This is a genomic window from Mesorhizobium sp. M0998 (assembly GCF_040318885.1).
Classification (GTDB): domain Bacteria; phylum Pseudomonadota; class Alphaproteobacteria; order Rhizobiales; family Rhizobiaceae; genus Mesorhizobium.
In genome coordinates, this window is record NZ_JAMYND010000012.1 from 18538 (window position 1) to 40657 (window position 22120).

19 protein-coding genes and 1 pseudogene are annotated in these 22120 nt (G+C 63.1%); 8 read left to right on the forward strand and 12 right to left on the reverse strand.

The window, feature by feature from the left end; genetic code table 11:
- Positions 1-419: 419 nt before the first annotated feature.
- The 7 genes from NKH59_RS13605 to phnG form a co-directional block, all read right to left on the reverse strand.
- The gene (locus NKH59_RS13605; protein ID WP_352539451.1) at positions 420-1037 is read right to left on the reverse strand and encodes a DapH/DapD/GlmU-related protein; all 618 of its coding nucleotides are present in this window, start codon (positions 1035-1037) and stop codon (positions 420-422) included.
- Complete coding sequence (phnL, locus tag NKH59_RS13610; protein ID WP_352539450.1) at positions 1034-1741, reverse strand: phosphonate C-P lyase system protein PhnL; 708 nt, start codon at positions 1739-1741, stop codon at positions 1034-1036. The genes NKH59_RS13605 and phnL overlap by 4 nt, the downstream gene beginning before the upstream one ends.
- Positions 1742-1916: 175 nt before the next feature.
- Positions 1917-2693, reverse strand: a complete 777-nt coding sequence (gene phnK, locus NKH59_RS13615) for a phosphonate C-P lyase system protein PhnK (RefSeq protein ID WP_065009749.1) — start codon at positions 2691-2693, stop codon at positions 1917-1919.
- On the reverse strand, positions 2690-3601 hold the full coding sequence (locus NKH59_RS13620) for an alpha-D-ribose 1-methylphosphonate 5-phosphate C-P-lyase PhnJ (protein ID WP_352539449.1): 912 nt from the start codon (positions 3599-3601) through the stop codon (positions 2690-2692). Before NKH59_RS13620 ends, phnK begins: the two co-directional genes overlap by 4 nt.
- The gene (locus tag NKH59_RS13625; RefSeq protein ID WP_352539448.1) at positions 3598-4710 is read right to left on the reverse strand and encodes a carbon-phosphorus lyase complex subunit; all 1113 of its coding nucleotides are present in this window, start codon (positions 4708-4710) and stop codon (positions 3598-3600) included. The genes NKH59_RS13620 and NKH59_RS13625 overlap by 4 nt, the downstream gene beginning before the upstream one ends.
- A 1-nt stretch (position 4711) precedes the next feature.
- Positions 4712-5320 (reverse strand): phosphonate C-P lyase system protein PhnH, encoded by a 609-nt coding sequence (gene phnH / locus NKH59_RS13630; protein WP_352539447.1) that lies wholly within the window; start codon positions 5318-5320, stop codon positions 4712-4714.
- Positions 5320-5781: a phosphonate C-P lyase system protein PhnG gene (gene phnG / locus NKH59_RS13635; protein WP_352539446.1), complete on the reverse strand. Its 462-nt coding sequence runs from the start codon at positions 5779-5781 to the stop codon at positions 5320-5322. The genes phnH and phnG overlap by 1 nt, the downstream gene beginning before the upstream one ends.
- Positions 5782-5914: 133 nt before the next feature.
- Here phnG and phnF point away from each other — a divergent pair, with 133 nt between their 5' ends.
- A complete protein-coding gene (phnF, locus tag NKH59_RS13640) occupies positions 5915-6658 on the forward strand; it encodes a phosphonate metabolism transcriptional regulator PhnF (protein WP_352539445.1) in 744 nt (247 codons plus the stop codon).
- An 18-nt stretch (positions 6659-6676) separates the two neighbouring features.
- Here phnF and NKH59_RS13645 read toward each other — a convergent pair.
- The 5 genes and pseudogenes from NKH59_RS13645 to NKH59_RS13665 all read right to left on the reverse strand — a co-directional run bounded on the left by NKH59_RS13645 (position 6677) and on the right by NKH59_RS13665 (position 13215).
- Positions 6677-7694, reverse strand: a pseudogene (locus NKH59_RS13645) (zinc-binding alcohol dehydrogenase family protein).
- Between the two features lie 70 nt (positions 7695-7764).
- Positions 7765-8730 carry an ABC transporter permease gene (locus tag NKH59_RS13650; RefSeq protein ID WP_352448376.1) on the reverse strand — a complete coding sequence of 322 codons (966 nt, stop codon included), beginning with the start codon at positions 8728-8730 and terminating at the stop codon, positions 7765-7767.
- Positions 8727-10280, reverse strand: a complete 1554-nt coding sequence (locus NKH59_RS13655) for a sugar ABC transporter ATP-binding protein (protein WP_353022175.1) — start codon at positions 10278-10280, stop codon at positions 8727-8729. Before NKH59_RS13655 ends, NKH59_RS13650 begins: the two co-directional genes overlap by 4 nt.
- A 104-nt stretch (positions 10281-10384) precedes the next feature.
- A complete protein-coding gene (locus NKH59_RS13660) occupies positions 10385-11380 on the reverse strand; it encodes an ABC transporter substrate-binding protein (protein ID WP_023675208.1) in 996 nt (331 codons plus the stop codon).
- A 329-nt stretch (positions 11381-11709) separates the two neighbouring features.
- The gene (locus NKH59_RS13665; RefSeq protein WP_352474097.1) at positions 11710-13215 is read right to left on the reverse strand and encodes a UxaA family hydrolase; all 1506 of its coding nucleotides are present in this window, start codon (positions 13213-13215) and stop codon (positions 11710-11712) included.
- Positions 13216-13471: 256 nt separating this feature from the next.
- Here NKH59_RS13665 and NKH59_RS13670 point away from each other — a divergent pair, with 256 nt between their 5' ends.
- The 7 genes from NKH59_RS13670 (at position 13472) to NKH59_RS13700 (ending at position 21924) form a co-directional block, all read left to right on the forward strand.
- Positions 13472-14374, forward strand: coding sequence for a GntR family transcriptional regulator (locus NKH59_RS13670; RefSeq protein WP_352448373.1), 903 nt, complete (start codon positions 13472-13474; stop codon positions 14372-14374).
- A 119-nt stretch (positions 14375-14493) separates the two neighbouring features.
- On the forward strand, positions 14494-14850 hold the full coding sequence (locus NKH59_RS13675; RefSeq protein ID WP_352539442.1) for a DUF2946 family protein: 357 nt from the start codon (positions 14494-14496) through the stop codon (positions 14848-14850).
- 99 nt (positions 14851-14949) lie between these two features.
- Positions 14950-15486: a copper chaperone PCu(A)C gene (locus NKH59_RS13680; protein ID WP_352539441.1), complete on the forward strand. Its 537-nt coding sequence runs from the start codon at positions 14950-14952 to the stop codon at positions 15484-15486.
- A 25-nt stretch (positions 15487-15511) separates the two neighbouring features.
- Positions 15512-16030: a YcnI family copper-binding membrane protein gene (locus NKH59_RS13685; RefSeq protein ID WP_352539440.1), complete on the forward strand. Its 519-nt coding sequence runs from the start codon at positions 15512-15514 to the stop codon at positions 16028-16030.
- A gap of 56 nt (positions 16031-16086) precedes the next feature.
- Positions 16087-17715 carry a copper resistance CopC/CopD family protein gene (locus NKH59_RS13690; protein ID WP_353022177.1) on the forward strand — a complete coding sequence of 543 codons (1629 nt, stop codon included), beginning with the start codon at positions 16087-16089 and terminating at the stop codon, positions 17713-17715.
- Between the two features lie 294 nt (positions 17716-18009).
- On the forward strand, positions 18010-19434 hold the full coding sequence (gene gnd / locus NKH59_RS13695) for an NADP-dependent phosphogluconate dehydrogenase (RefSeq protein WP_352539438.1): 1425 nt from the start codon (positions 18010-18012) through the stop codon (positions 19432-19434).
- 288 nt (positions 19435-19722) lie between these two features.
- A complete protein-coding gene (locus tag NKH59_RS13700; protein WP_353022193.1) occupies positions 19723-21924 on the forward strand; it encodes an RNA/DNA-binding domain-containing protein in 2202 nt (733 codons plus the stop codon).
- Positions 21925-22120 lie beyond the last annotated feature (196 nt).

Genomic DNA, 22120 nt, shown 5'->3' on the forward strand with positions numbered 1-22120 from the left:
AAATAAAGATTCAAACTCGTATCAAAGAGAGGCTTCCTAATTGCTACGTTGGCGCCAGTGGTTGCGACTGTATGCTGCAGGGGTAGTCGCTGCGATGAGTTTCACAGTGGCCCTGGTTTTGACGTCCATATATCGGGTTGGTAGCTTGAACCATCCAATATCTGGATACTTGTACAATTATGGAAATGGGCGTGACGCGGCCATTATTCTAATGATTCTCATTTTTTTAATCGTTCTAGTTACGATAAATTTTGCAAATAAAGTTGAGGAAAAAACCAAATCGCTTATAGATATTGGTTATGACAAAAAATTTATAGAACTTATCAGGTTAAATCAGACTGGTGTTGCTATTCTTATTACGTTAGGATTTCTTTCTATTATTTTGGACATTTGCCTGAGCGGCTGACTTATTCAGGGCGTCAACCCCCATGCTTCTCCAAAAACTGATTGGCCTCCAGCTCGCGGAAATCGTCGAGCGCGGCGCGCAGCCTTGCATGGTCCCAGTCCCACCAGGCGAGCGCCTGGTAGCGCTCCGCGGTGCGGCGGTCGAAGCGTTCGCGGATCGGCTTGGCCGGTACGCCGGCGACGACGGTGTAGGGCGCGACGTCCTTCGACACCACCGCGCCGGCACCGACCGCCGCGCCATGGCCGACGGTGACGCCGGGCAGGATGGTCGAGCCGTGGCCGAGCCAGGTGTCGTGGCCGATGGTGACGCGTTTGGCGCGGCGCTTGGCGAAGAATTCGCTCTCGTGCTCGGCGTCGTCCCAATAATCCGAGGCGCGATAGGTGAAATGGTGCAGCGCCGGCCGCCAGGTCGGATGGTTGGTAGCGTTGATGCGCACGCTTGCGGCGATGTTGGCGAATTTGCCGATCGTTGCGCACCAGACGCCGCAGTCCTGCATCATGTAGGAATAGTCGCCGAGCGTGCTTTCGGAAACCCGGCAGCGCTCGGCGATCTCGGTCCAGCGGCCAAGCGTTGAGTTCTCGACTTCCGCCGTCTCGTGGATCAGCGGCGCCTCCGACAGTTTCCTCGTCATGCGGCAATTTTTCCGGCGGCGAAGGCGGTCACGTCGATGATACGGTCGGCCACCGCCTCACGCACGTCGTGGTCGTGGAAGATGCCGAGCAAAGCGACGCCCGCCGCCTTCTTGGCGGCGATCAGGGAAATCACCACGTCGCGGTTCCTGGCGTCGAGCGAAGCGGTCGGCTCGTCGAGCAGCAGGATCGGGTGCTCGGTGATGAAGCCGCGCGCGATGTTGACGCGCTGCTGTTCACCGCCGGAGAACGTCGCCGGCGGCAGCGCCCAGAGCTTTTCCGGCAGGTTGAGCTGCGCCAGCAAGGCACGTGCCTTGCCGTGCGCGACCTCGCGCTCCTCGCCGCGCTCGACCAGCGGTTCGGCCACGACATCGAGCGCAGAGACACGCGGCACGGTGCGCAGGAACTGGCTGACATAGCCGATGGTAAGCCGGCGCACGGCAAGCACGGTGCGCGGGCTGGCCGAGGCGAGATCGATGAGCCCGCCCTCGTGCTGGACGATGATCTGGCCTTCGTCGGCGGCATAATTGCCGTAGAGCATCTTCAGGATCGAGCTCTTGCCGGCGCCGGACGGGCCGCCGAGCACGGCGCATTCGCCGGCCCTGATCGCGAACGAGACACCAGCGACCACCGGCAGTTTGATGCCGTCGCGCAGATGCATGGTGAAGCTCTTCGCGACATCGGAGACAACGAGCGGGGTTGCCATCAGAGGGTTCTCCAATCGTCATTCGTCTGCGGGCCGGAGTACCCCCACCCGGACCTTCGGTCCGACCTCCCCACAAGGGGGAGGTAGGGCGCCGGCGTTTTACCCTCCCCCTTGTGGGGAGGGTCGCTGCGAAGCAGCGGGGTGGGGGTAGGTGCCAGGCAAATGCGTTCCATCGTCACACCTGCAGGATCGAGGAGACAAGCAACTGGGTATAGGGCGCGCGCGGATCGTCGAGGACGCGGTCCGTGAGGCCGCTTTCGACGACGCGGCCGTCCTTCATCACCATCATGCGCTGCGACAACAGCCGCGCCACGGCGAGATCGTGGGTGACGACGATGGCGGCCAGGCCGAGATCGGTGACCAGGCCGCGCAACAGATCGAGCAGGCGCGCCTGCACCGAGACGTCGAGGCCGCCGGTTGGCTCGTCCATGAACACCAGCCGCGGCCCGGTGACGAGGTTGCGGGCGATCTGCAGGCGCTGGCGCATGCCTCCGGAAAAGGCGCGCGGCTCGTCGTCGATGCGGTCTTCGTCGATCTCGACACGCGACAACCAGTCGACCGCGGTGGCGCGGATTTTTCCATAGTGGCGGTCGCCGACCGCCATCAGCCGCTCGCCGACATTGGCGCCGGCCGACACCGTCATGCGCAGCCCGTCGGCCGGGTTCTGATGGACAAAACCCCAATCGGTGCGCATCAGGAAGCGGCGCTCGGCCTCGCTCATGCGGTAGAGTTCGCGAAACTGGCCGTCGCGCATCCGGTAGCTGGCGGTGCCGGAGCTGGGCAGCAGTCGAGTTGACAGGCAGTTGAGCAAAGTCGTCTTGCCGGAACCGGATTCGCCGACCACCGCCAGCACTTCGCCCGGCCAGAGGTCAAAAGTGACGTTCTCGCAGCCGACGCGCGAGCCGTAGAATTTGGACAGCGCCGAAACGCGCAGCAGCGGTTCGTCTGTCATTGCGCCGGCTCCGTTTTTCCTGGGGCAAGATGGGTCTCGGGCGCGAGATGGCCGCAGTGGCCTTCCGCGCGCCGCCTCTCGCAATGATCGGTATCGGAGCAGACGAACATGTGGCCGCCATGGTCGTCGAGGATGACCTCGTCGAGATAGACGTTCTCGGCCGCGCACAGCGCGCAGGGCTGGTCGAAGGTCTGTGCCTCGAACGGATGGTCCTCGAAATCGAGGCTGACCACATCGGTGAAGGGCGGCAGCGCGTAGATGCGCTTTTCGCGGCCGGCGCCGAACAATTGCAAAGCCGGCGAACGGTGCATCTTCGGATTGTCGAATTTCGGCGTCGGCGAGGGATCCATCACATAGCGGCCCTCAACCTTGACCGGGTAGGCGTAGGTGGTGGCGATGCGGCCGTGCCTGGCGATGTCCTCGTAGAGCTTCACATGCATAAGGCCGTATTCCTCCAGCGCATGCATCTTGCGCGTCTCCGTTTCCCGCGGCTCGAGGAAGCGCAGCGGCTCGGGGATGGGCACCTGGTAGACCAGCACCTGACCGGCACTCAGCGGATATTCAGGGATGCGGTGGCGGGTCTGGATGATGGTCGCCTTGGCCGTCTCGGTGGTGACCGCGACATTGGCGACCTTCTTGAAGAAGGCGCGGATCGAGACGGCATTGGTGGTGTCGTCGGCGCCCTGGTCGATGACCTTGAGCACATCGTCCGGGCCAATGATCGAAGCGGTGACCTGGACGCCGCCGGTGCCCCAACCATAGGGCATCGGCATTTCGCGCGAGGCAAACGGCACCTGATAGCCGGGGATGGCGATGCCCTTGAGGATGGCGCGGCGGATCATCCGCTTGGTCTGTTCGTCAAGATAGGCGAAGTTGTAGGTGGCGATGTCCGCTGGTTGTGCACTCATTCCGCTGCCTCCCTCTTTTCTTCGGCCTTGCCGGCATTTTCGCGGGCATCATGCTCGGCGCGCATGCGGCGCACGAGGTCGAGCTCGGCCTGGAAGTCGACATAATGCGGCAGCTTCAGATGCTCGACGAAGCCGGTCGCCTGGACATTGTCGGAATGCGAGATGACGAACTCCTCGTCCTGCGCTGCGGCGATGACATCCTCACCCAACTCCGAGGCGCGCAGCGCGCGGTCGCATAGCGCCATGGCCATGGCCTTGCGCTCGCTCTGGCCGAAGACGAGGCCATAGCCGCGGGTGAATTGCGGCGGCGCCTTGGCCGAGCCTTTGAACTGGTTGACCATCTGGCATTCGGTGACGCGGATGCTGCCGAGCGGCACGGCAAAGGGCAGTTCCGGCACGTCCAGTTCCAGTTCGACCTCGCCGATGCGAACCTCGCCGACGAAGGGATGGTTGCGCGCGTAGCCGCGCTGGGTGGAATAGCCGAGCGCCAGCAGAAACCCCTCGTCGCTGCGCGACAGCGCCTGCAGGCGGATGTCGCGCGCCATCGGGAATTCGAGCGGCTCGCGGGTGATGTCGCCGAGGGTATGATCCCCAGGCATGTCGCCGTCGGGCTCGATCAGGCCTTCGCGGGCGAGGATGGCCGAGACGCGCGGCATGGCTTCCGCCTCGCCTGCGCGCTGCTCCGGTTCGGCGACATCGCCGCCGGCGGCGAGCTCGGGATCGAGCAGGCGGTGGGTGTAGTCGAAAGTCGGGCCGAGCAGCTGGCCGCCGGGCAGGTCCTTGTAGGTCGCCGACACCCGTCGCTCGACCAGCATCGTGCCGGTGTCGATCGCCCTTGTGTAGCCGAAACGCGGCAGCGTCGTGCGATAGGCGCGAACCAGGAAGATCGCCTCGATCATGTCGCCGCGCGCCTGGACGATGGCGAGTGCCGCCAATTCCCGGTCGTAGAGCGAACCTTCGCTCATCACCCGGTCGACGCCGAGCGCCAGCTGCTCGACGATCTGGTCGAGGCGAAGTGCGGGCACCGAGCGGTCGCCGCGCCGGCGGTCGGCGAGCAGTTTGTGGGCGTTGCGAATGGCCGCTTCGCCACCCTTTACCGCAACATACATGCTACGCCTCCATCATCTTGATGCGCGTCGTACGCGGCAGGCAGGCAACGCTGTCAGGGGTGGCGAGGACGATGTCGACACCGCGGGGAAAGCGCTGGTTGTTCTGCTTCCATTGCTCGACGAAATGGCGCGGCATTTGCGCCGGCGCGATCGTCGCCGTCGTCTCGATGCCCGGGCCTTCGAGCAGCAGCGCAGCGCCGGAGACAAGATCGCCGACCTCGAGGATCAGCGTCGTGGAGCGATCGGGATAATCCTGGGTGCCTTGCGAAAACCCGTCGAGCGCCATCATCTCGGCCGGCGTGGCGATCAGCGCGAAATGCGCGTCGGCCGGGGTGTTGGCCAGCGGCGCGCCGGTATGGAAGCCAAGCCAGGATTTCACCGCCGACACCTGCAAAGCCGGGTCGAGCCAGAGCGGCGTGTCGTTGTCGCACAGCGCCAGCGCAACGGCGCCGGCGGTGGCCGACAGCGGCGCCGGTGGGTGGGCAAGGGCCGGCAAGGGCTGGACGCTGCCCGGCCGCGCCATCGCGTCCATCACGGCACGGAATACGGTCTGCGCGTTGAATACCGGATCGGCAAAGCCGCCTTCGATCGCTTGGGTTACGATGTCCATCAGTCTTCTCCGCGTACCATGGTGAAGAAATCGACCTTGGTCGCCGCCGTCTCGGCGCGGCGCTGTTCACGCGCCTTGGCCAGTGCCGCCTGCAATGGCGCAACGATCCTGATCTCGACCTCATTGCGGTGGGCCGGGTCCTGCCACAGCGCATCGGCGATCGCCGCCAGCCTTGCCTTCTGCTTGTCGCGACCAAGTGCGTAGCAGTGGCCGACATGGCCGGACGCAAGCCGCACCGTGGCACGGGTGACCGTCGCCTCGCCGACATTGAAAGGGGCACCACCGCCGCCGATGCGGCCGCGTACCGTAACCAGGCCGGTTTCGGGGCCACGCAGAAGTTCCGCTTCGCAAGGCAGGCCGGTTTCGTCCCACAGGCGGACGATGTCTTCGCCGGCCGATTGCGCCAGCGTCGCCATCACGGCCTTGCGCTCGGCCTGCTCTCGCGCTTCCCGTCCTCGCATGGCCGTACTCCTCGTTTGCGTGAATTTATCTATTGATATAGACAACTATACAAATTATACTTGTTATTTAGCGCGTGTCCATGACGGGCACGTGACACGGCCAAAAGATCGGCGCAAAGAATTGGGGCGGGAGATGATCGGACAAGCCAACCGCATCGAGCGGCGCAGCGGTGTCGCGCTGTGGCGGCAGATCGCCGACCAGATACTGCATTCGATCGCCGTCGGCGATTTTCCCGAGAATGCCGCGCTGCCGCCGGAGATCGCGTTGGCCGGACGCTATGGCGTCAACCGCCATACGGTGCGTAGCGCTATCGCAGCGCTGGTGCAGGAGGGCGTGCTCAGGGCGGAGCAGGGGCGCGGCACCTTCGTGCTGTCGCGCAAGCTGCTGTCTTATCCGATCGGCGCTCGCACCCGCTTTTCCGAGGGATTGCAAGGACAGGCGTCCGAGCGGCATATCACCTTGCTCGCGTCATCGGTCGAGCCGGCCAACCGTCGTGTCGCAGAGGGCTTAGGCCTTGCGACGGGCGCCGATGTGATACGCCTGGAAACGCGCGGCGAAGCCGATGGAATGCCGGTGTCCCGCGCTGCCGGCTGGTTCGATGCCAAGCGCTTTGCCGGCATCGATGCCGCCATGGCGGAAACCGGTTCGATCACCGCATCGCTGGCACGTTTCGGCATCGACGACTATCTCAGGCAATCGACCGTGCTGTCGGCGCGCCATGCCGATGCCGTCGACCTTGCGGACCTCGAGCTGCAGCCCGGCGCCATCGTGCTGGTGACGGTTGCCGTCAACGTCACGCCCGACGGTCAGCCGATACAGTTTTCGGAGTCGCGCTTCCCGGCCGAGCGGATCGAGCTCAAATTGTCGGCGCTCTGAGATACGGCAGCCCTGGCATCATCCGACCTGAATGACAGCCTTGATCAGGCCAGACTTCTCATGCGCCCAGCGGGCGAGGTCGTGCGGCGTCTCGCCAAGCGTGGTGCGGTGCGTCACAAGCTTTGCCAGCGGCAGCGCGCCGTTGCGGATCGAGGCGGCGACATGGTCGAAATCGGCACGCAGGGCGTTGCGGCTGCCGATCAGCATCATCTCGCGCTTGTGGAATTCGGGATCGGAAAAGGCGATGTCGTCCTTGACGACGCTGACCAGGACCAGCGCTCCGCCATGCGCGACATGAGCGAAGGCCGACTGCACCGACCGGGTGTTGCCGGTGGCATCGAAAACCACGTCGAAGCCGTCGCCGCCGGTTGCTTCCCGCACCAGGTCGGCAGCGGTGCCTCGCGAGCCGTCGAGCGTCGCGAAGCCGAGTTCGCTTTCGGCAAAGCCAAGCCGTTCAGCGCTCATGTCGAGCAGCGTCACATCGAGCCCGGCGATGCGGGCGAACAGCGCCGTGCCGAGCCCGATCGGGCCTGCGCCGATGACCAGTGTGCGCGCACGTGGATCAGCCAGCGAGCGCCGCACGGCATGGGCGCCGATCGCCAGGAATTCGACGGCGGCGGCATCGGCCAGCGACAGGCCGTTTGCCGGATAAAGATTTTGCGCCGGCACCAGGATCTGCTCGCCACATGGCGCCGTCGCGGTGGACGCCGAGCACCTCGATCATGACACAGCAATTCGGCTTGCCTTGCCGGCAGGCGATGCATTTGCCGCAGGCGAGATAGGGATTGACGATCACCGCTTCGCCGACGGCGAGATCGACGTCCTCGCCAACCTCGATCACGGTGCCAGAAACCTCGTGGCCCATGATGCGGGGATAGGCGAGGAACGGGTGCTTGCCTTCGAAGATGTGATAGTCGGTGCCGCAGATGCCGACATGGCTGACGGCGACCAGCGCCCAGCCGGCGGGGGGCGCGCCAGGCGCCGGACGATCTTCGAGGACAAGTTCGCCGGGCGAGCGGCAGACGACGGCTTTCATGCTTCAATCCAGTCGGTTCATGGCACCGCCGGCCCTGCTGTCGCGAGGCCGGCGGTTGTTGGGAGGCAGTCTATTTGCCGCGGCGGCGCAGCCCGTCGAAATAGACGATGACGATGATCAGCACGCCGGTGATGATGCGCTGCCAGAAGGCGTTGACGTTGAGCAGATTGGCGCCGTTGTTGATGGTGGCAAGGATGAAGGCGCCGAGCAGCGGTCCGTGCACGGAGCCGACAGCGCCGAACAGCGAGGTGCCGCCGATCACCGAGGAGGCGATCGCCTGCAATTCCCAGCCCTCGGCCTGCGTCGGATTGCCGATGCCGATGCGCGAGGCAAGCAGCACGCCGACGAAGGCCGCACACAGCCCCGACAGCGTGTAGGCCATGTAGATGGTGCGCTGGACGTTGACGCCTGACAGGCGCGACGCCTCGGCGTTGGAGCCGACCGAGAACAGATAGCGGCCCCAGCGGCTGTGGTGCAGGAAGATGTAGGCTGGGATACCGACCAGGATCACCATCCAGAACAGATTGGGGACGCCGGCGAAGGAACTGCGCGAGAACGTCTGGAAGGCGTCGTTGTTGATCGAGATCGAGTTGCCGTTGGTCATCAACAGACCGATGCCGCGCAGCGAGGTCAGCGTCGCCAGGGTGATGATGAAGGGCGGCAGGCCCATCTTGACGATGCCGAACCCATGGAACATGCCGATGGCGACGCCGACCAGCAAGGTGATCAGGATGGCGAGGAAAACCGGTGTCCCGGCGTTGATCAGCATCGCGACGATGACAGTGGCGAAGCCGACCACGGCGCCGACGGAAAGGTCGATGCCGCCGGTGATGATGACGAAGGTCTGGCCGACCGCCAGGATGGCGATCATCGACCCTTGCCGCAATAGGTTCGAGATGTTGTTGGCCGAGGCGAAGCTCGGCGTCGCCACCGACAGGATGATCCATAAAAGAACCAGCAGCGCCAGCAGTGTCAGCCCGAACAGGGCGTTGTAGTTGCGTTTCGGCCTTTCGGCAGCGATCGCCTCGGTGCTCATATCCGTCCTCCCGGTTTTTCTTGTTTCTCGGCCAGCGCCTGGGTGAGGATCTCCTCGTGGTCAGCGGTACGAAAGCCGTGCGTGGCCACCAGCTTGCCGCGCCGGAACACGTGCAGCGTGTCGGCGAGTTCATAAACCTCGGGCAGGTAGGACGAGATCAGGATGATGCCGGCTCCCTTGGACAACAGCGCGCCGAACAGGCGGTAGATCTCGGCCTTGGTGCCGACGTCGACGCCGACAGTCGGCTCGTCGAAGATGAATAGCTTGGCGCCATGGGCGAGCCATTTGCCGATGACTATCTTCTGCTGGTTACCGCCGGACAGGCTGGAGGCCAGCGCGCCGCGCGTCGGCGTCTTGATGCGCAGGTCGGCGATCTGGCGATCGGCTTGCGCCTTTTCCTGCGCGCGGGAGATCAGCAGATTGCTGGAGATGCGCTTGTAGATCGGCAGATTGAGGTTGAGTCCGACCGGCAGGTTGAGGCAGAGGCCCTGGTCGCGGCGGCTTTCCGGGGCCAGCGCCATGCCGAGCCTGATCGCGTCGTGTTCGGAATTGACCTTGACCTCCTTGCCCTCCCAGAGGATATGGCCGGCCGATTTGCGGTGCCGGCCATAGAGCGTGGTGACGAACTCGCTGCGCCCGGCGCCGATCAGGCCGTAGAGGCCGACGATCTCGCCGGCGCGGACGGACATCGAGACATTTTCGAAACCCTTGCCGGACAGGTTCCTGGTTTCGACGATGGTCGCGCCGGGGGTGAAATGCTCCTTGTGGTAGACCTGCTCGATCGAGCGGTTGATCATCATCTTGACCAGCTCGGCGTCATTGGTCTCGGCAATGTTCCTGGTGCCGACCAGCGTGCCGTCGCGCAGCACCGAGACGCGGTCGGCGAGCTCGAACACTTCTTCCATGCGATGGCTGATGTAGATGATGGTGACGCCTTCGCCCTTCAGCCGGCGAATCAGCGTGAACAGCTGGTCGGCCTCCTTGCGGGTAAGATAGGCGGTCGGCTCGTCGAAGATCAGGAATTTGGTGCCGCGCACGGTGGCGCGGGCGGCGGCGATCAACTGCTGCTGGCCGATGGTCAGGTCACCCAGCATGACATGCGCCGGCAGGTCGAAGCCGAGATCGTCGATGATCTTCTGCGCCTGCCTGATCATCGCCCGCTGCTGCAGGATGCCGAAGCGGGAATCCTCCTCGCCGAGGAACATGTTGGCGGCGACGGTGAGATGGCGGCACAGGACGACTTCCTGATGCACGGCATTGATACCGAGCGCCATCGCCTCATGCGGCGTTGCCAATGCGGCAGGTTTGCCCTCCCAGATGACGTCGCCGGAGGTGCGCGGCATGACGCCGGTAAGAAGCTTGATCAGGGTGGATTTGCCGGCGCCGTTCTCGCCGACGATGGCGTGGATCTCGCCGGCCTTGAAGGCGAGATCGACCGGCTTCAGCGCATGGGTGCCGGGATAGCGCTTTTCCAGCCCGCGGAGTTCGAGGATGGTCCTGCCCGGTTCCAGCGTTGGGGCCGGATGGAGTTCCTGCGCCGTCGACATCATGACAATCCTCCCAGATTGGCCCCCAAAGATTGGCCTCGCGATTGGCACGAGTGGGATGTTTCCGGGGCGAAAAGGCCCCGGAAACAGTTCACCTGAGGCTATGCTCAGTCGAGCTTCGGGTTGAGCAGCGCGTCGATCTTCGGATCCTTCATGTTGGCCTTGGTGACCAAATTGGCGCCCGTGTCGACATTGGCCTCGACCTTCTCGCCCTTCGAGGCGGCGAGCGCCGTCTTGATGCCGTCATAGCCCATCCGGTACGGATCCTGGACGACGAGAGCCGAAATGACGCCGTCGTTGAGGAACTTGATCAGCTTCTCGTCGCTGTCGAAACCGACCAGCCCGACCTTGCCGGCAAGACTGTTCTCGGCGATCGCCTGGCCGACGCCCTGCGCCATGATCAGGTTGGAGGCGAAGATGCCCTTGAGGTTGGGGTTGGCGGTGATCAGGTCGGTGGCGATGTTGAGGCCGGTGGTGGCCTGGCCGTCGGCGTATTTGTCGGCGACCAGCTTGAGGCCCGGATATTTGGCAGCGAGCTGTTCCTTAAAACCCTGGGCGCGCTGTTCGAGCGAGCCGGCGCCCGGAAGAGCGGTGATCAGGGCGACGTCGCCCTCGACCTTGCCGCCATTGGCTTCGCCGATGGCTGCGGCAAGGCCGTCAGCGGCAACGCGGCCGCCCTGGATGTTGTCGGTGGTCAGGAACGAGGTGAAGGCCTTGGAGTCGGCGCCAGAGTCGATGCCGATGATCTTGACCTTGGTGGCGGCCTCGTCGATCGGCTTGCCGAGCGCCTTGGCTTCGGTCGGCGCAATGACGACGGCCGCCGGGTTGCCGGCGACGGCATTTTCAAGGATCGAGATCTGGCCGTTGACGTCGGTCTCGGCCTGGGCGCCGAGCTCCGGCACGTTGACGCCGAGGTCCTTGCCGGCCTTGCGGGCTCCCGCCAGAACGATCTGCCAGTAGAAGGACGTGGTGTCCTTGACGATGATCGGAATTGTCGCGTCGGCCGCGGATGCCGGCGCCGAATGCATCACGCCGGCAAGCATCGAGGCGGCTGCAAGTGCCACGAAGGCGCGGCGATTGAGAATGCTGGTCACGAATTTCATTAGGAGTCCTCCCTAAGTCGCCCGGTGAATGTTGCGGAAGCTCCATTCGGATGGCGCGGCCCGAACGGAACTTTATCAATAAAAAACATTTACCGCATTTTGATAGTGCATCACCTCGGTCGGCGCAAGCGATGTTTGATGGCCGCTCGAATGGCTGGGCGGGAAAGCTTGCTCCCTCGGAATTCCGCTGCCAATCTCCTCCAATATCCCGTATGGAATATTAATTCCATCACTCAGTCAATATGGAATGTTCATTCTTTTTCGGGAGCGTTGGAACTGTGACGCCTGGCGATCACGTCCGGTGTTCGCGACTATTGCGCATGTCCGGCTTAGAGCGTCGCTCCGAGATGCCAAGGCACGAACTCGTTGTCGCCGTAGCCGAACTCTTCGCTCTTGGTCTTGCGGCCCGAAGCCGTCTCGACGATCAGTTCGAAGATCTCGCGGCCCATGCCGGCGATGGTCTTTTCGCCCGAGGCGATGACGCCGCAATTCACGTCCATGTCCTCTTCCATCGTGTGATACATGGTCGAGTTGCTGGCGACCTTGATCGACGGCGTCGGCCGGCAGCCGAAGCAGGAGCCGCGGCCGGTGGTGAAGACGATGACGTTGGCGCCGCCCGCCACCTGGCCGGTGGCCGAAACCGGGTCGTAGCCGGGCGTGTCCATGAACACCAGCCCGTGCCCGGTGACCTTTTCGGCATAGCCGAAGACGCCGTTGAGCGGCGTCTGGCCGCCCTTGGCGACCGCGCCGAGCGACTTTTCCAGGATGGTGGTCAGGCCGCCGCGCTTATTACCCGGTGAGGGATTGTTGTCGATCGATGCGCCATGCTTGGCGACGTGGTCTTCCCACCATTTCACATAACCGTCGAGCTTGGCGGCGATCTCGGGGGTTGCGGCGCGATAGGCGAGCAGGTGCTCGGCGCCGTAGATCTCCGTTGTCTCGGAAAGGATGCCGATGCCGCCGACGCCGGCCAGGATGTCGACCGCGGCACCCAGCGCCGGATTGGCGGTAATGCCGGACATGCCGTCGGAGCCGCCGCATTGCAGGCCGACGACGATCTCGCTGACCGGGATCGGCTCACGCTGAAGCTTGCCGACCTCCTCGGCGATCTCGGCCAGCACGACCAACGCCTTCTCGACCGATTTGCGCGAGCCGCCGGCTTCCTGGATGTTGAAATGACGTTTTCCCGCGGCAACGCCCTTCTGGCCGTAGAGGGTGAGCTGGTTGACCTCGCAGCCGAGCCCGACCATCAGCACACCACCAAAATTCGGATGACGGGCGTAGCCGGCCAGCGTGCGGTGTAGCACCATCATGCCGTCGCCGGTGGCGCTCATGCCGCAGCCCTGGCCGTGGACGATCGGGACGAAGCCGTCAATGCCGGGATATTGCGGCAAAAGCGTGCGGTTCGCCGCGTCGGCGATGGCGTGGCAGACGGTGGCCGAGCAATTGACGCTGGCGAGAATGCCAATGAAGTTGCGCGTACCGGCGCGGCCGTCGGCGCGGCGGTAGCCCATGAAGGTGCGGGCGCGGTCGGCCTCGGTCGCATGCACTGCCTCGCTCGGCGGCACCACCGGCAAACGCCCGCTTTCGAAGACCAGATTGTGCGAATGGACATGCTCGCCGGGCGCGATGTCCTGCGTGGCGCGGCCGATCGCCTGGGCGTATTTGACCACGGCCTCGCCGGCCGCAATCGGCTTGATCGCCACTTTGTGGCCCGGCTCGATCACTGCGGCGGCGACGGCGCCGCCCGGCAGCACGGTGCCGATCTCGATGCGGCCATTGGCGACCGCGACATTGTCGGCGGGAGACAGAAGAATGCTGTTTGCGGCGTTCACGGGAGCTTCCTGGGTGTGTTCCTGGGTGCGCGAGCGGATTGACACGCGGCTCTTAACATATAATGTCTTTTATCGTGAAAAAACATTTTTGCGTCAATTGTTTTTTCGCCAGAGCGCGACGCGTCTTTTGGATGCGAGAAGTAGGCTCTACAACCAAAACTAGCGTTGCGCATGATGTTTTCCGAAAAGGTACCGGTTTCATGCGCGAGAAACGCTTCACACTGGCCGCAAACGCCGATGCGCCACGGGGCAGGGGATGTCGAAGAGCAACAACGTTTACAAGGACGCCTATAATCGCGGTCTGAGGCTGCTCGACGAAACCAGGAGCCTGCCTTCGGAGCCGGAGCTGGGTACGCTGCTCGGCGTCAGCCGCACGACGGTCCGCACTATCCTTGCGCGCATGGAAGAAACCGGGCTGATCGACTGGAACAAGCGCAGCAAAACGGTCCTGCGCGAACCACGACCGGACGATTTCTTCCCCGAGGAAGAAACCGACACGCTGGCCGAGATCATCGAGCGCTCCTTCATGCGGCGGCTGCTTGCCAGCGGTGCCGAAGCCGGCATGCAGATCAACGAGCTCGAACTGGCGCGTGAGATCGGCGTCGGCACCACCAGCGTGCGCGAATTCCTGATCCGCTTCTCGCGCTTCGGGCTGATCGAGAAGCGCCGCAACAGCCACTGGGTGCTGAAAGGCTTTACCCGCGCCTTCGCGCTGGAGTTGACCGAAATCCGCGAGATGTTCGAACTGCGCTCGGCCGCAGCCTTTGCCGCTCTGCCCGAGGACAGCCCGGTGTGGGCCGACCTCGACCGCCTGGAAGACGAGCATCACCGGCTGGAGCGCGAGATCGCCGTGCGCTTCAACGAATTCTCCGAGCTTGACGAGCGCTTTCACCGGCTGATCCATCGGGCGTCGCACAACCGCTTCATCGTCGATTTCTACGACGTCATCGCCATGATCTTCCACTACCACTACCAGTGGAACAAGGCGCAGGAGCGCGAGCGCAACGAAGTCGCGGTCCAGGAGCATCTCGCCTATATCGCCGCGCTCAAATCGCGCGATCTCGCCAAGGTCGACGCCGCCTGCCGCAAGCACCTGAAATCGGCCCGCCACACGCTGCTGACGTCCATTCCCGAGGGCAGGCAGCCGCAACGCGCGTGATTGTGTTGCGTTGCCGCAGCAACGTTTTGGCGATTTTCCGGCCGCCGGCTCCGTGCTAGAGAGCTGACGTTGCTGCGTGAAGAGGCTGGTTCTTGACCATACGCCGGAGACGATGGAGCATGCCGGTCGCGTTCGCCGCGGCGTGGCTTTTCATGCTCCAGTCGATGTTCGGCGCGTTTGCTTCCGGCGGCGCGCCGAACGCCTCGCAATTCGATGCTTTCGGCAACACGATCTGCACCCATGACGGTGCGACGCAACTCCCCGCCGGCGATCCGCATCAGCAGCACATGCCGGCTTGCTGCATGCTTGGCTGCAACCTCGTTTCGGCGGTCTACGCGCCACCCGATGCCGCCGGGAGCCTGGCTCGCAGCCTTTCCGTCGAAACCATCGCCTTTTTCCTGCCGGCCTTCCGGCATCGCGATTTCGCCCGCGCCCGCACTCCGTCCAATCCGCGCGCACCACCGGCGACGGCCTGATCCGTTCTGGTTCGCGCCGCGCAACGCTTTGCCGGCGCGTTTATCGACATCGTTCGCGACCGGCCATCGGCGCGATCCCCTAAAGTCCACGGAGCAATCATGTCTCACTCTTTTCGCGCTGCCGCATCCAGCCGCAGGCGCTTCTCACTGGGTCGTTTCGAGCAGCGTCTCGGCGTCGCCCTTTGCGTTCTTGCCCTCCTGTTCGCCAGCGCCCAGACGGTGTTGGCACACGAGTTCAAGCTTGGCGATCTCGAGATCGGGCACCCCTGGTCGCGCGCCACGCCAGCCGGCGCCAAGGTGGCCGGCGGCTACTTCACCATCACCAACACAGGCAGTGCGGCGGATCGCCTGCTGTCGATCACCTCCGACATTTCGGCCAAGGCCGAACTGCACGAGATGGGCGTCAGCAATGGCGTCATGACCATGCGGCCGGTCATCGGCGGCCTCGAAATCCCGGCTGGCGGCAAGGTCGCGCTGGCGCCTAACGGCTATCATTTGATGTTCATGGATTTGAAGCGGCAGCCCAAGGAGGGCGAAACGTTCTCCGCCACGCTGACCTTCGAGGAAGCCGGGCCCGTGCAGATTGAATTCGCCGTGCAAGGCATCGGCAGCGCGGCGCCCCAGGACGACGACTGACTTGGCCGCTTCGAGAGGTACCGTCATGACGAAATCTCTTTTGCCCGGCTGCGTGCTTCTTGTCCTCGGGACCAGCGCGGCCTTTGCCCACATCACGCTCGAAACGCCGGAGGCGGCGGTGGGCTCGACCTACAAGGCGGTTCTTCGGGTGCCGCATGGCTGCGAGGGCAAGGCGACGACCGCGCTGCGCGTGCAGATCCCGGAAGGGGTGCTCTCGGTCAAACCGATGCCGAAGCCGGGTTGGACACTGCAGGTCAAGAACGGCAAATACGAAAAGTCCTACCAGCTCTACGGCCAGGCAGTGACCAGCGGCGTCAAGGAGATCGACTGGAGCGCCGGCAGCCTGCCGGACGAGTTCTACGACGAATTCGTCTTTCGCGCGACGCTGGCGCCCGACCTGCCGGCAGGCCAGACGCTGCATTTCCCGGTGGTGCAGGAATGTGACGGGGTTGCCGATCGCTGGATCGAAATTCCGGCGGCCGGGCAGGCTGAGGACGCGCTGGAATTTCCGGCGCCCGGCCTCAAGCTGCTGCCGAAGAAATGATCCTTACGCGGCGCGCTCTATCCGAAAGAGCGCGCCGCTGTCTTTGTGGCGGTGACATGAGTGCGGCATCCATCCTGCGAACGGCCTGCACAACCGGCCGGCTTGCCATCGGCCTGCTGGCCGTGATTGTGCTGCTTGCCACCATTGCCGCGCCAAACGCAGCCTTCGCCCATGCGGCGCTGATCAAGGCCGAGCCGGCTGACGCCGCGGTGCTGGCGCAAAGCCCGTCGCAAATGTCGCTGACCTTCAGCGAACCGGTTTCGCCGCTGGTGCTGACGCTGGTGCGGCCCGACGGCACGGCGGTTCCGCTGACGTCCTTTCGGCTCAGCGGCCAGACCGTCGAGATCGACAATCCGCAGGCGCTCACGTCGGGCACACATGTGCTGAGCTGGCGGGTAATCTCCGCCGACGGGCATCCGGTCGGCGGCTCGGTGCTGTTCTCGGTCGGTGCATCGAGTGCTGCGCCGACCGTTGCCGAAGCCGTCGACCGGGGGCTTCGAACGGCGATTTGGATCGGCAAGGTTTTTCTATACATCGGCCTGTTTTTCGGGGTCGGCGGTGCCTTTGCGCAGGCCTGGTTGGCGCAAGGCGGGCGATCCGGCCGGAACATGATCGTCGCTGCGATCCTGTGCGGGTTGGCGGCGGCACCGCTGTCGCTCGGTTTCCAGGGGCTGGATGCACTCGGTGCGCCGCTCGCCCGGCTGGCGCAGCCGGTCATCTGGCAGACCGCGCTCGGTACCAGCTTTGGCTGGACGGTGTTGATCGCGCTGATGGCGCTCGGCCTTGGCCTGTTGTCGCTGGTCGTGCCGCCCGCCGACGCAAGGCCGCTCGCCTTGGCCGGACTGGTCGGCGTCGGCGCTGCACTTGCCGCCAGCGGGCATGCCAGTGCCGCCGAGCCGCAATGGCTGACAAGGCCGATGGTGTTTCTGCACGGCGTCGGCATTGCTGTCTGGGCCGGAGCGCTGACGCCGCTCGGTCTAGCCTTGAAACGGCAGCCGGCCGAAGCCGGGCCGTTGCTGCGCCGGTTTTCGCAAGCGATCCTGCCCGTCGTGGTCGGGCTTGCGGCAGCCGGCATCGTGCTCGCCGTCATCCAGGTGAAAACGCCGTCGGCGCTGGTCCACACTGCCTATGGCCGGCTGCTGCTGATCAAGCTGGTGCTGCTTGTCTTTCTGTTCACGCTCGCTGCCGTCAACCGCTTCAAGCTTACGGTCCCCGCCGAGGCGGGAAAGACGGAAGTCCAGAGGCGACTGGCCCGCTCGATCGGCATCGAGGTGCTGATCGTGGTCGCGATCTTCGGCATCGCCGCCGGTTGGCGCTTCACGCCGCCACCGCGCGCGCTGGCGATCGCCGCCGCACAGCCGGCATCGGTGCATATCCACACGCTGCAAGCGATGGCCGATCTCAGCATTGTGCCCGGCCATACCGGGCCTGTTGCCGCTTCGATCTTCATCATGACCGGCGATTTCGGCCTGCTCGACGCCAAGCAGGCAACGCTGGTGCTGTCAAAGCCCGATTCCGGTGTCGAGCCGATAAAACGCCCGGCGACGAGGCTTGGCGACGGCACCTGGCGCGTCGACGATCTCGTCATTCCGGTCTCCGGCCGGTGGACGGCGCGGCTCGATATCCTGGTCTCGGATTTCGAGATGGTGAAGATAGAGGCGCCGATCGATATCAGGCCGGAGTGACGTGCTGATAGTCAGGTGATGCCGGCCTGCAAATGGCGGTATCCTGCGCTTCCGGTGCTCACGTACTTAAGTACGCTCCGCTCCGGTTCTCGGAAACCACCTGTTTGGTCGCTTACGCGCCCGTCTTCGACCCCGGCTCGGCCTGACCTGAAGCTCAGCACGCCTCAGGCTGCAAGACAATTCGGCGAGGCGGTTGACGCGGCCGCGAACCCCCGTCAATCATCGCCATCAAGAATGGGCGTCCAACCCAATCGCGGGCTCAAACCAACAAGATCCGAAAGCAGGGAAGAAACGATGGAAAAAGCCGAAATAGGCCTGATCGGCCTTGGCACGATGGGCTCCAACCTGGCGCTCAATATCGCCGAGAAGGGGCACCGCATCGCCGTCTTCAATCGCACCGCGGCGCGCACCGATGCCTTTGTCGAAAATGCCGGCGCGCTTCGGGATAGGGTGGTGCCCTGCTACAGCCTCGAAGAACTGGCCGCCGCGATCCGGCCGCCGCGGCCGATCATCATCATGGTGCTGGCCGGCAAGCCAGTCGACGAGCAGATCGCGGCATTGCGCGGCGTGCTGTCGGCCAACGACATCGTCATCGACGCCGGCAATGCCAATTTCCGCGATACGATGCGGCGCTTCTCCGAGCTTACCGATTCGGGCCTGACCTTCATCGGCATGGGCGTGTCCGGCGGCGAGGAGGGCGCACGCCACGGTCCCTCGATCATGGTCGGCGGCACCGAAGAGTCCTGGAAGCGCGTCGAAAAGGTGCTGACCGCGATCTCGGCCAAGTTCAAGGGCGAGCCTTGCGCGGCGTGGCTTGGCACCGACGGCGCCGGCCATTTCGTCAAGACCATCCACAACGGCATCGAATATGCCGACATGCAGATGATCGCCGAGATCTACGGCATATTGCGCGACGGGCTCGGCATGGGGCCGAAAGAGATCGCCGAGGTGTTTTCCCAGTGGAACACGGGTCGGCTCAATTCGTACCTGATCGAGATCACCGCCAAGGTGCTGGCCGCCGACGATCCCAAGACCGGCAAACCGGTGGTCGACATCATCCTCGACCGCGCCGGCCAGAAAGGCACCGGCAAATGGTCGGTGATCGAGGCGCAGCAGCTAGGCATCCCGGCCACCGCGATCGAGGCGGCTGTGGCGGCACGCGTGCTGTCGTCGATCAAGGACGAGCGGCTTGCCGCCGAAAAGGTCTATGGCGGCGGCGTGAGCAAGATTTCCGGAGACAGGGACGCCCTGCTCGGCGATCTCGAGCTGGCTCTGTTTGCCGGCAAGATCGCCGCCTACGCGCAAGGATTCGCGGTGATGAGCGGCGCGTCGAAGGAATTCAACTGGAACCTGCCGATGCCGGTCATCGCCAAGATCTGGCGGGCCGGCTGCATCATCCGCTCGCAATTGCTGGATACGATGGCGGAGGCCTTCGGCGCCGGCGGTGCAGCCACCAACCTGTTGATGGCGCCGGCTTTCGTCTCATTGATGCAGGAGGCACATCCGTCGCTTCGCCGTGTCGTCGCAAGGGCGGCCGAAGCCGGCTCGCCGGTGCCGGCCCTGTCATCTGCACTTGCCTATTTCGACAGCTACCGGCAGGGCCGCGGCACTTCGAACCTGATCCAGGCGCAGCGCGATTTCTTCGGCGCGCATGGCTTCGAGCGTATCGACGGGCAGGGTGCATTCCATGGCCCGTGGGGGAGCGGAGCGGGCGGCTAGCGCCGCATAGTTGCCGTTCAGCACGCAGATTGCTGATCCCAGAACCTGCCCTTCATCAACCTCGCGGCCGCGCCCGACGCCGGCAAATGGGGCTTTGCCAATTGTCTGGTTTTGGCGCCACATAGCGGAAGCGGACGTCATTGCGCTGGCGCGCTCACGCCAAAAAAGAATGGAACGTTGAAACCTGACTTCGGCTGGGAGCGACCGGGCCCGCCAGCGCAACATATCGATGCCGTCTGCCATGGCAACCGGGCGTTCTTTTTTATCTATCAATCCGTCGCCACCGCTATGAGCCAGACCAGTCTCAGAGCCCTTCCCGCTCGGGTTCCGCGTTCACCGGGATGCACTAGGCCCGGCAAGCGCTACGAGACACGTACAATAATTCACATAAATGCGCTGCGATTGTCCCCATCTTCTGCTATCGAGGCCGACTTAGGCGAAAATCGCCGTAGCGTATCAAGCCGGATTTGTAAGTACACATTGCAAGGTCATATATTGGTGTCAAACTCCAACCAATCCCGAGCTAACCAAGGCTTCCGCCATTCCATCGACTTGGACCAACTCGCAGCGCGCGAGTCGGAACAGATTGAATGGAAAGAGAACGTGGCGGACATCGAAGACGTCGTACGAACGTTATCAGCATTCGCGAATGACCTAGCCAACCTTGGAGGAGGATACGTTGTCTGTGGTGCACGTGAGGCGAAAGATACCCACGGCTTCCCGGCCTTGATGAAGGTCGGTCTGACAGCCAATCGGCTGAAGGAAGTAGAAGGTCAGGTTCTCCAACGCTGCCGTGATCGCGTCGCTCCGCCCATCGCTCCTATAGTAGAAGAGCTGCCCAGCGATGATCCTTCTCGACGTTTGCTGATTTTCATCCAGCCATCCACAGGTGATGCGCATAGCGTCCGTTCCGGAGACGACGGCGCCAAGCACTTCGTCCGGATCGGTCGCGAAACGCGAGAGGCGCGGAACGGGACCCTGCGTGAGTTGCTAATCCGTAAGGGAGCGAAGCTGCCGTGGGATCGTCGGCTTTGCAACGGCGCCACAATCAACGATTTGGACTTGCTTGCGTTAAGAGATGCCTTGCAACGGATGAGGATGTTCTCTGCTGAACGAGGCGTTGAAGCTTATCTTTCCGACGAAACAGCGCTTAGTGCAATGGTTCCTCCGCTCTGTGGTCGAGAGCCGCTTACTGGATTATTGCGCCCTAGGAATTTCGCAGTAATCCTCTTCGGCCGTGAGCCGCAGCGTTTTGTTCCAGGTTTGGTCAGCCTTTTTTCTATCTATCCAGGCCGCGATCGTTCTGATGTCTATGCTGAGCGGCACGAACTTTATGGAACTTTGATTGAGCAGTCGAGACGACTCAACGAGTTGTTAGATGTTCAGTCATTCACCACCTTCGACAAGAGCGATAGGGTTGTCCCGAATGCAGTGAAGTATCCAAAGCGCGCTTTGTATGAAGCGATGGGGAATGCTCTTGCTCATCGTGACTACGAAGAGACCGAACCAACGCGCGTCACAGTATTCGAAGATCGTATTGAAATACTATCGCCGGGATCACTGCCTTATGGCGTGAACGCCGACAAGTTTCGGGCCGGGGAGGCTGCGCCACGTTGGCGAAACCAAACGTTAGCTTGGTTCTTCAATCGATTGCAGATAGCGCAAGCAGAAGGGCAGGGGATACCTACTATTCTTCGTGCAATGCGCGAGGAAGGTTGCCCACCGCCGGTATTCGATATTGATGAAGCACGGGTTTTGTGTGTTCTTCCCGCACATCCGCGATACGCAACGATAAGAGAACTGCGGGCCATTGAGCAGGACTTGGCCATAGGTGACATTGTTGAAGCTCAGCGAGCCGTAGCAGATTTACTTAAGCGGGATTCACGTAATGTTCGAGCCTTACAACTCTTCGCAGAAGTCCAAGCATCATTAAAAGATCCTAGGCCGGTGCAGGAGTGGCTTAACACGCGCAGCAATAGTTACCTAGGCCTACCACGCGATGTTCTCGTCCAGTTTGGAGAAGCTCTCCTTTCTGGAGACGAGACAACTGAGGAGCAGCGTGCACTAGCTAGCAAAATTTTAATCCAAGCTGCTGTCGGCCGGCTCGAAGAGCAAGAACTCCGTCGTATTGCTGTAGCCATGATCCGAAGTCGCGAGCAGAAGGCCGCGATTCAGCTGATGGATGATTTCGCTCGAGATCATCCTGAAGTTGAGCATAGCGCGTCGTACCATCAACTTCGTGGTGATGCGCTGATCGGAATGGCGAACAAGTGCTATAACAATGCGCGACGCAGCGGCGTACCGCAACCGGCACGTGAACGGTCTTACGCGCAGTTTGACCAATATGTTGCCAACGCGAATGAGCATCTGCAGAGAGCGATGCGACTAAACCCCGATGGTAGTTTGTCTGCCGTTATCAAGCGGAACATTACTTACCTCCGGGAACTACAAGAGCGAGTCCAGCGCAATCGCCGGCCGCGCCGACATTAAGGGTCCGGCACGCACGTACACGGAATCCCGTATTCGCAACGGCGAATTTCGAGAAGTGCACCAACGTTCGGGAATGACTTGCAAGAGATCGGAGAACGAACCCGCTGCGCGCGCCCATCCCCCGCAGCGGGTTCGTTCTCCGGCCCCAAGGCTGCCAGTCAGCAGCGCGCATTTTGCATTGCAGCCAAGTGGGGTC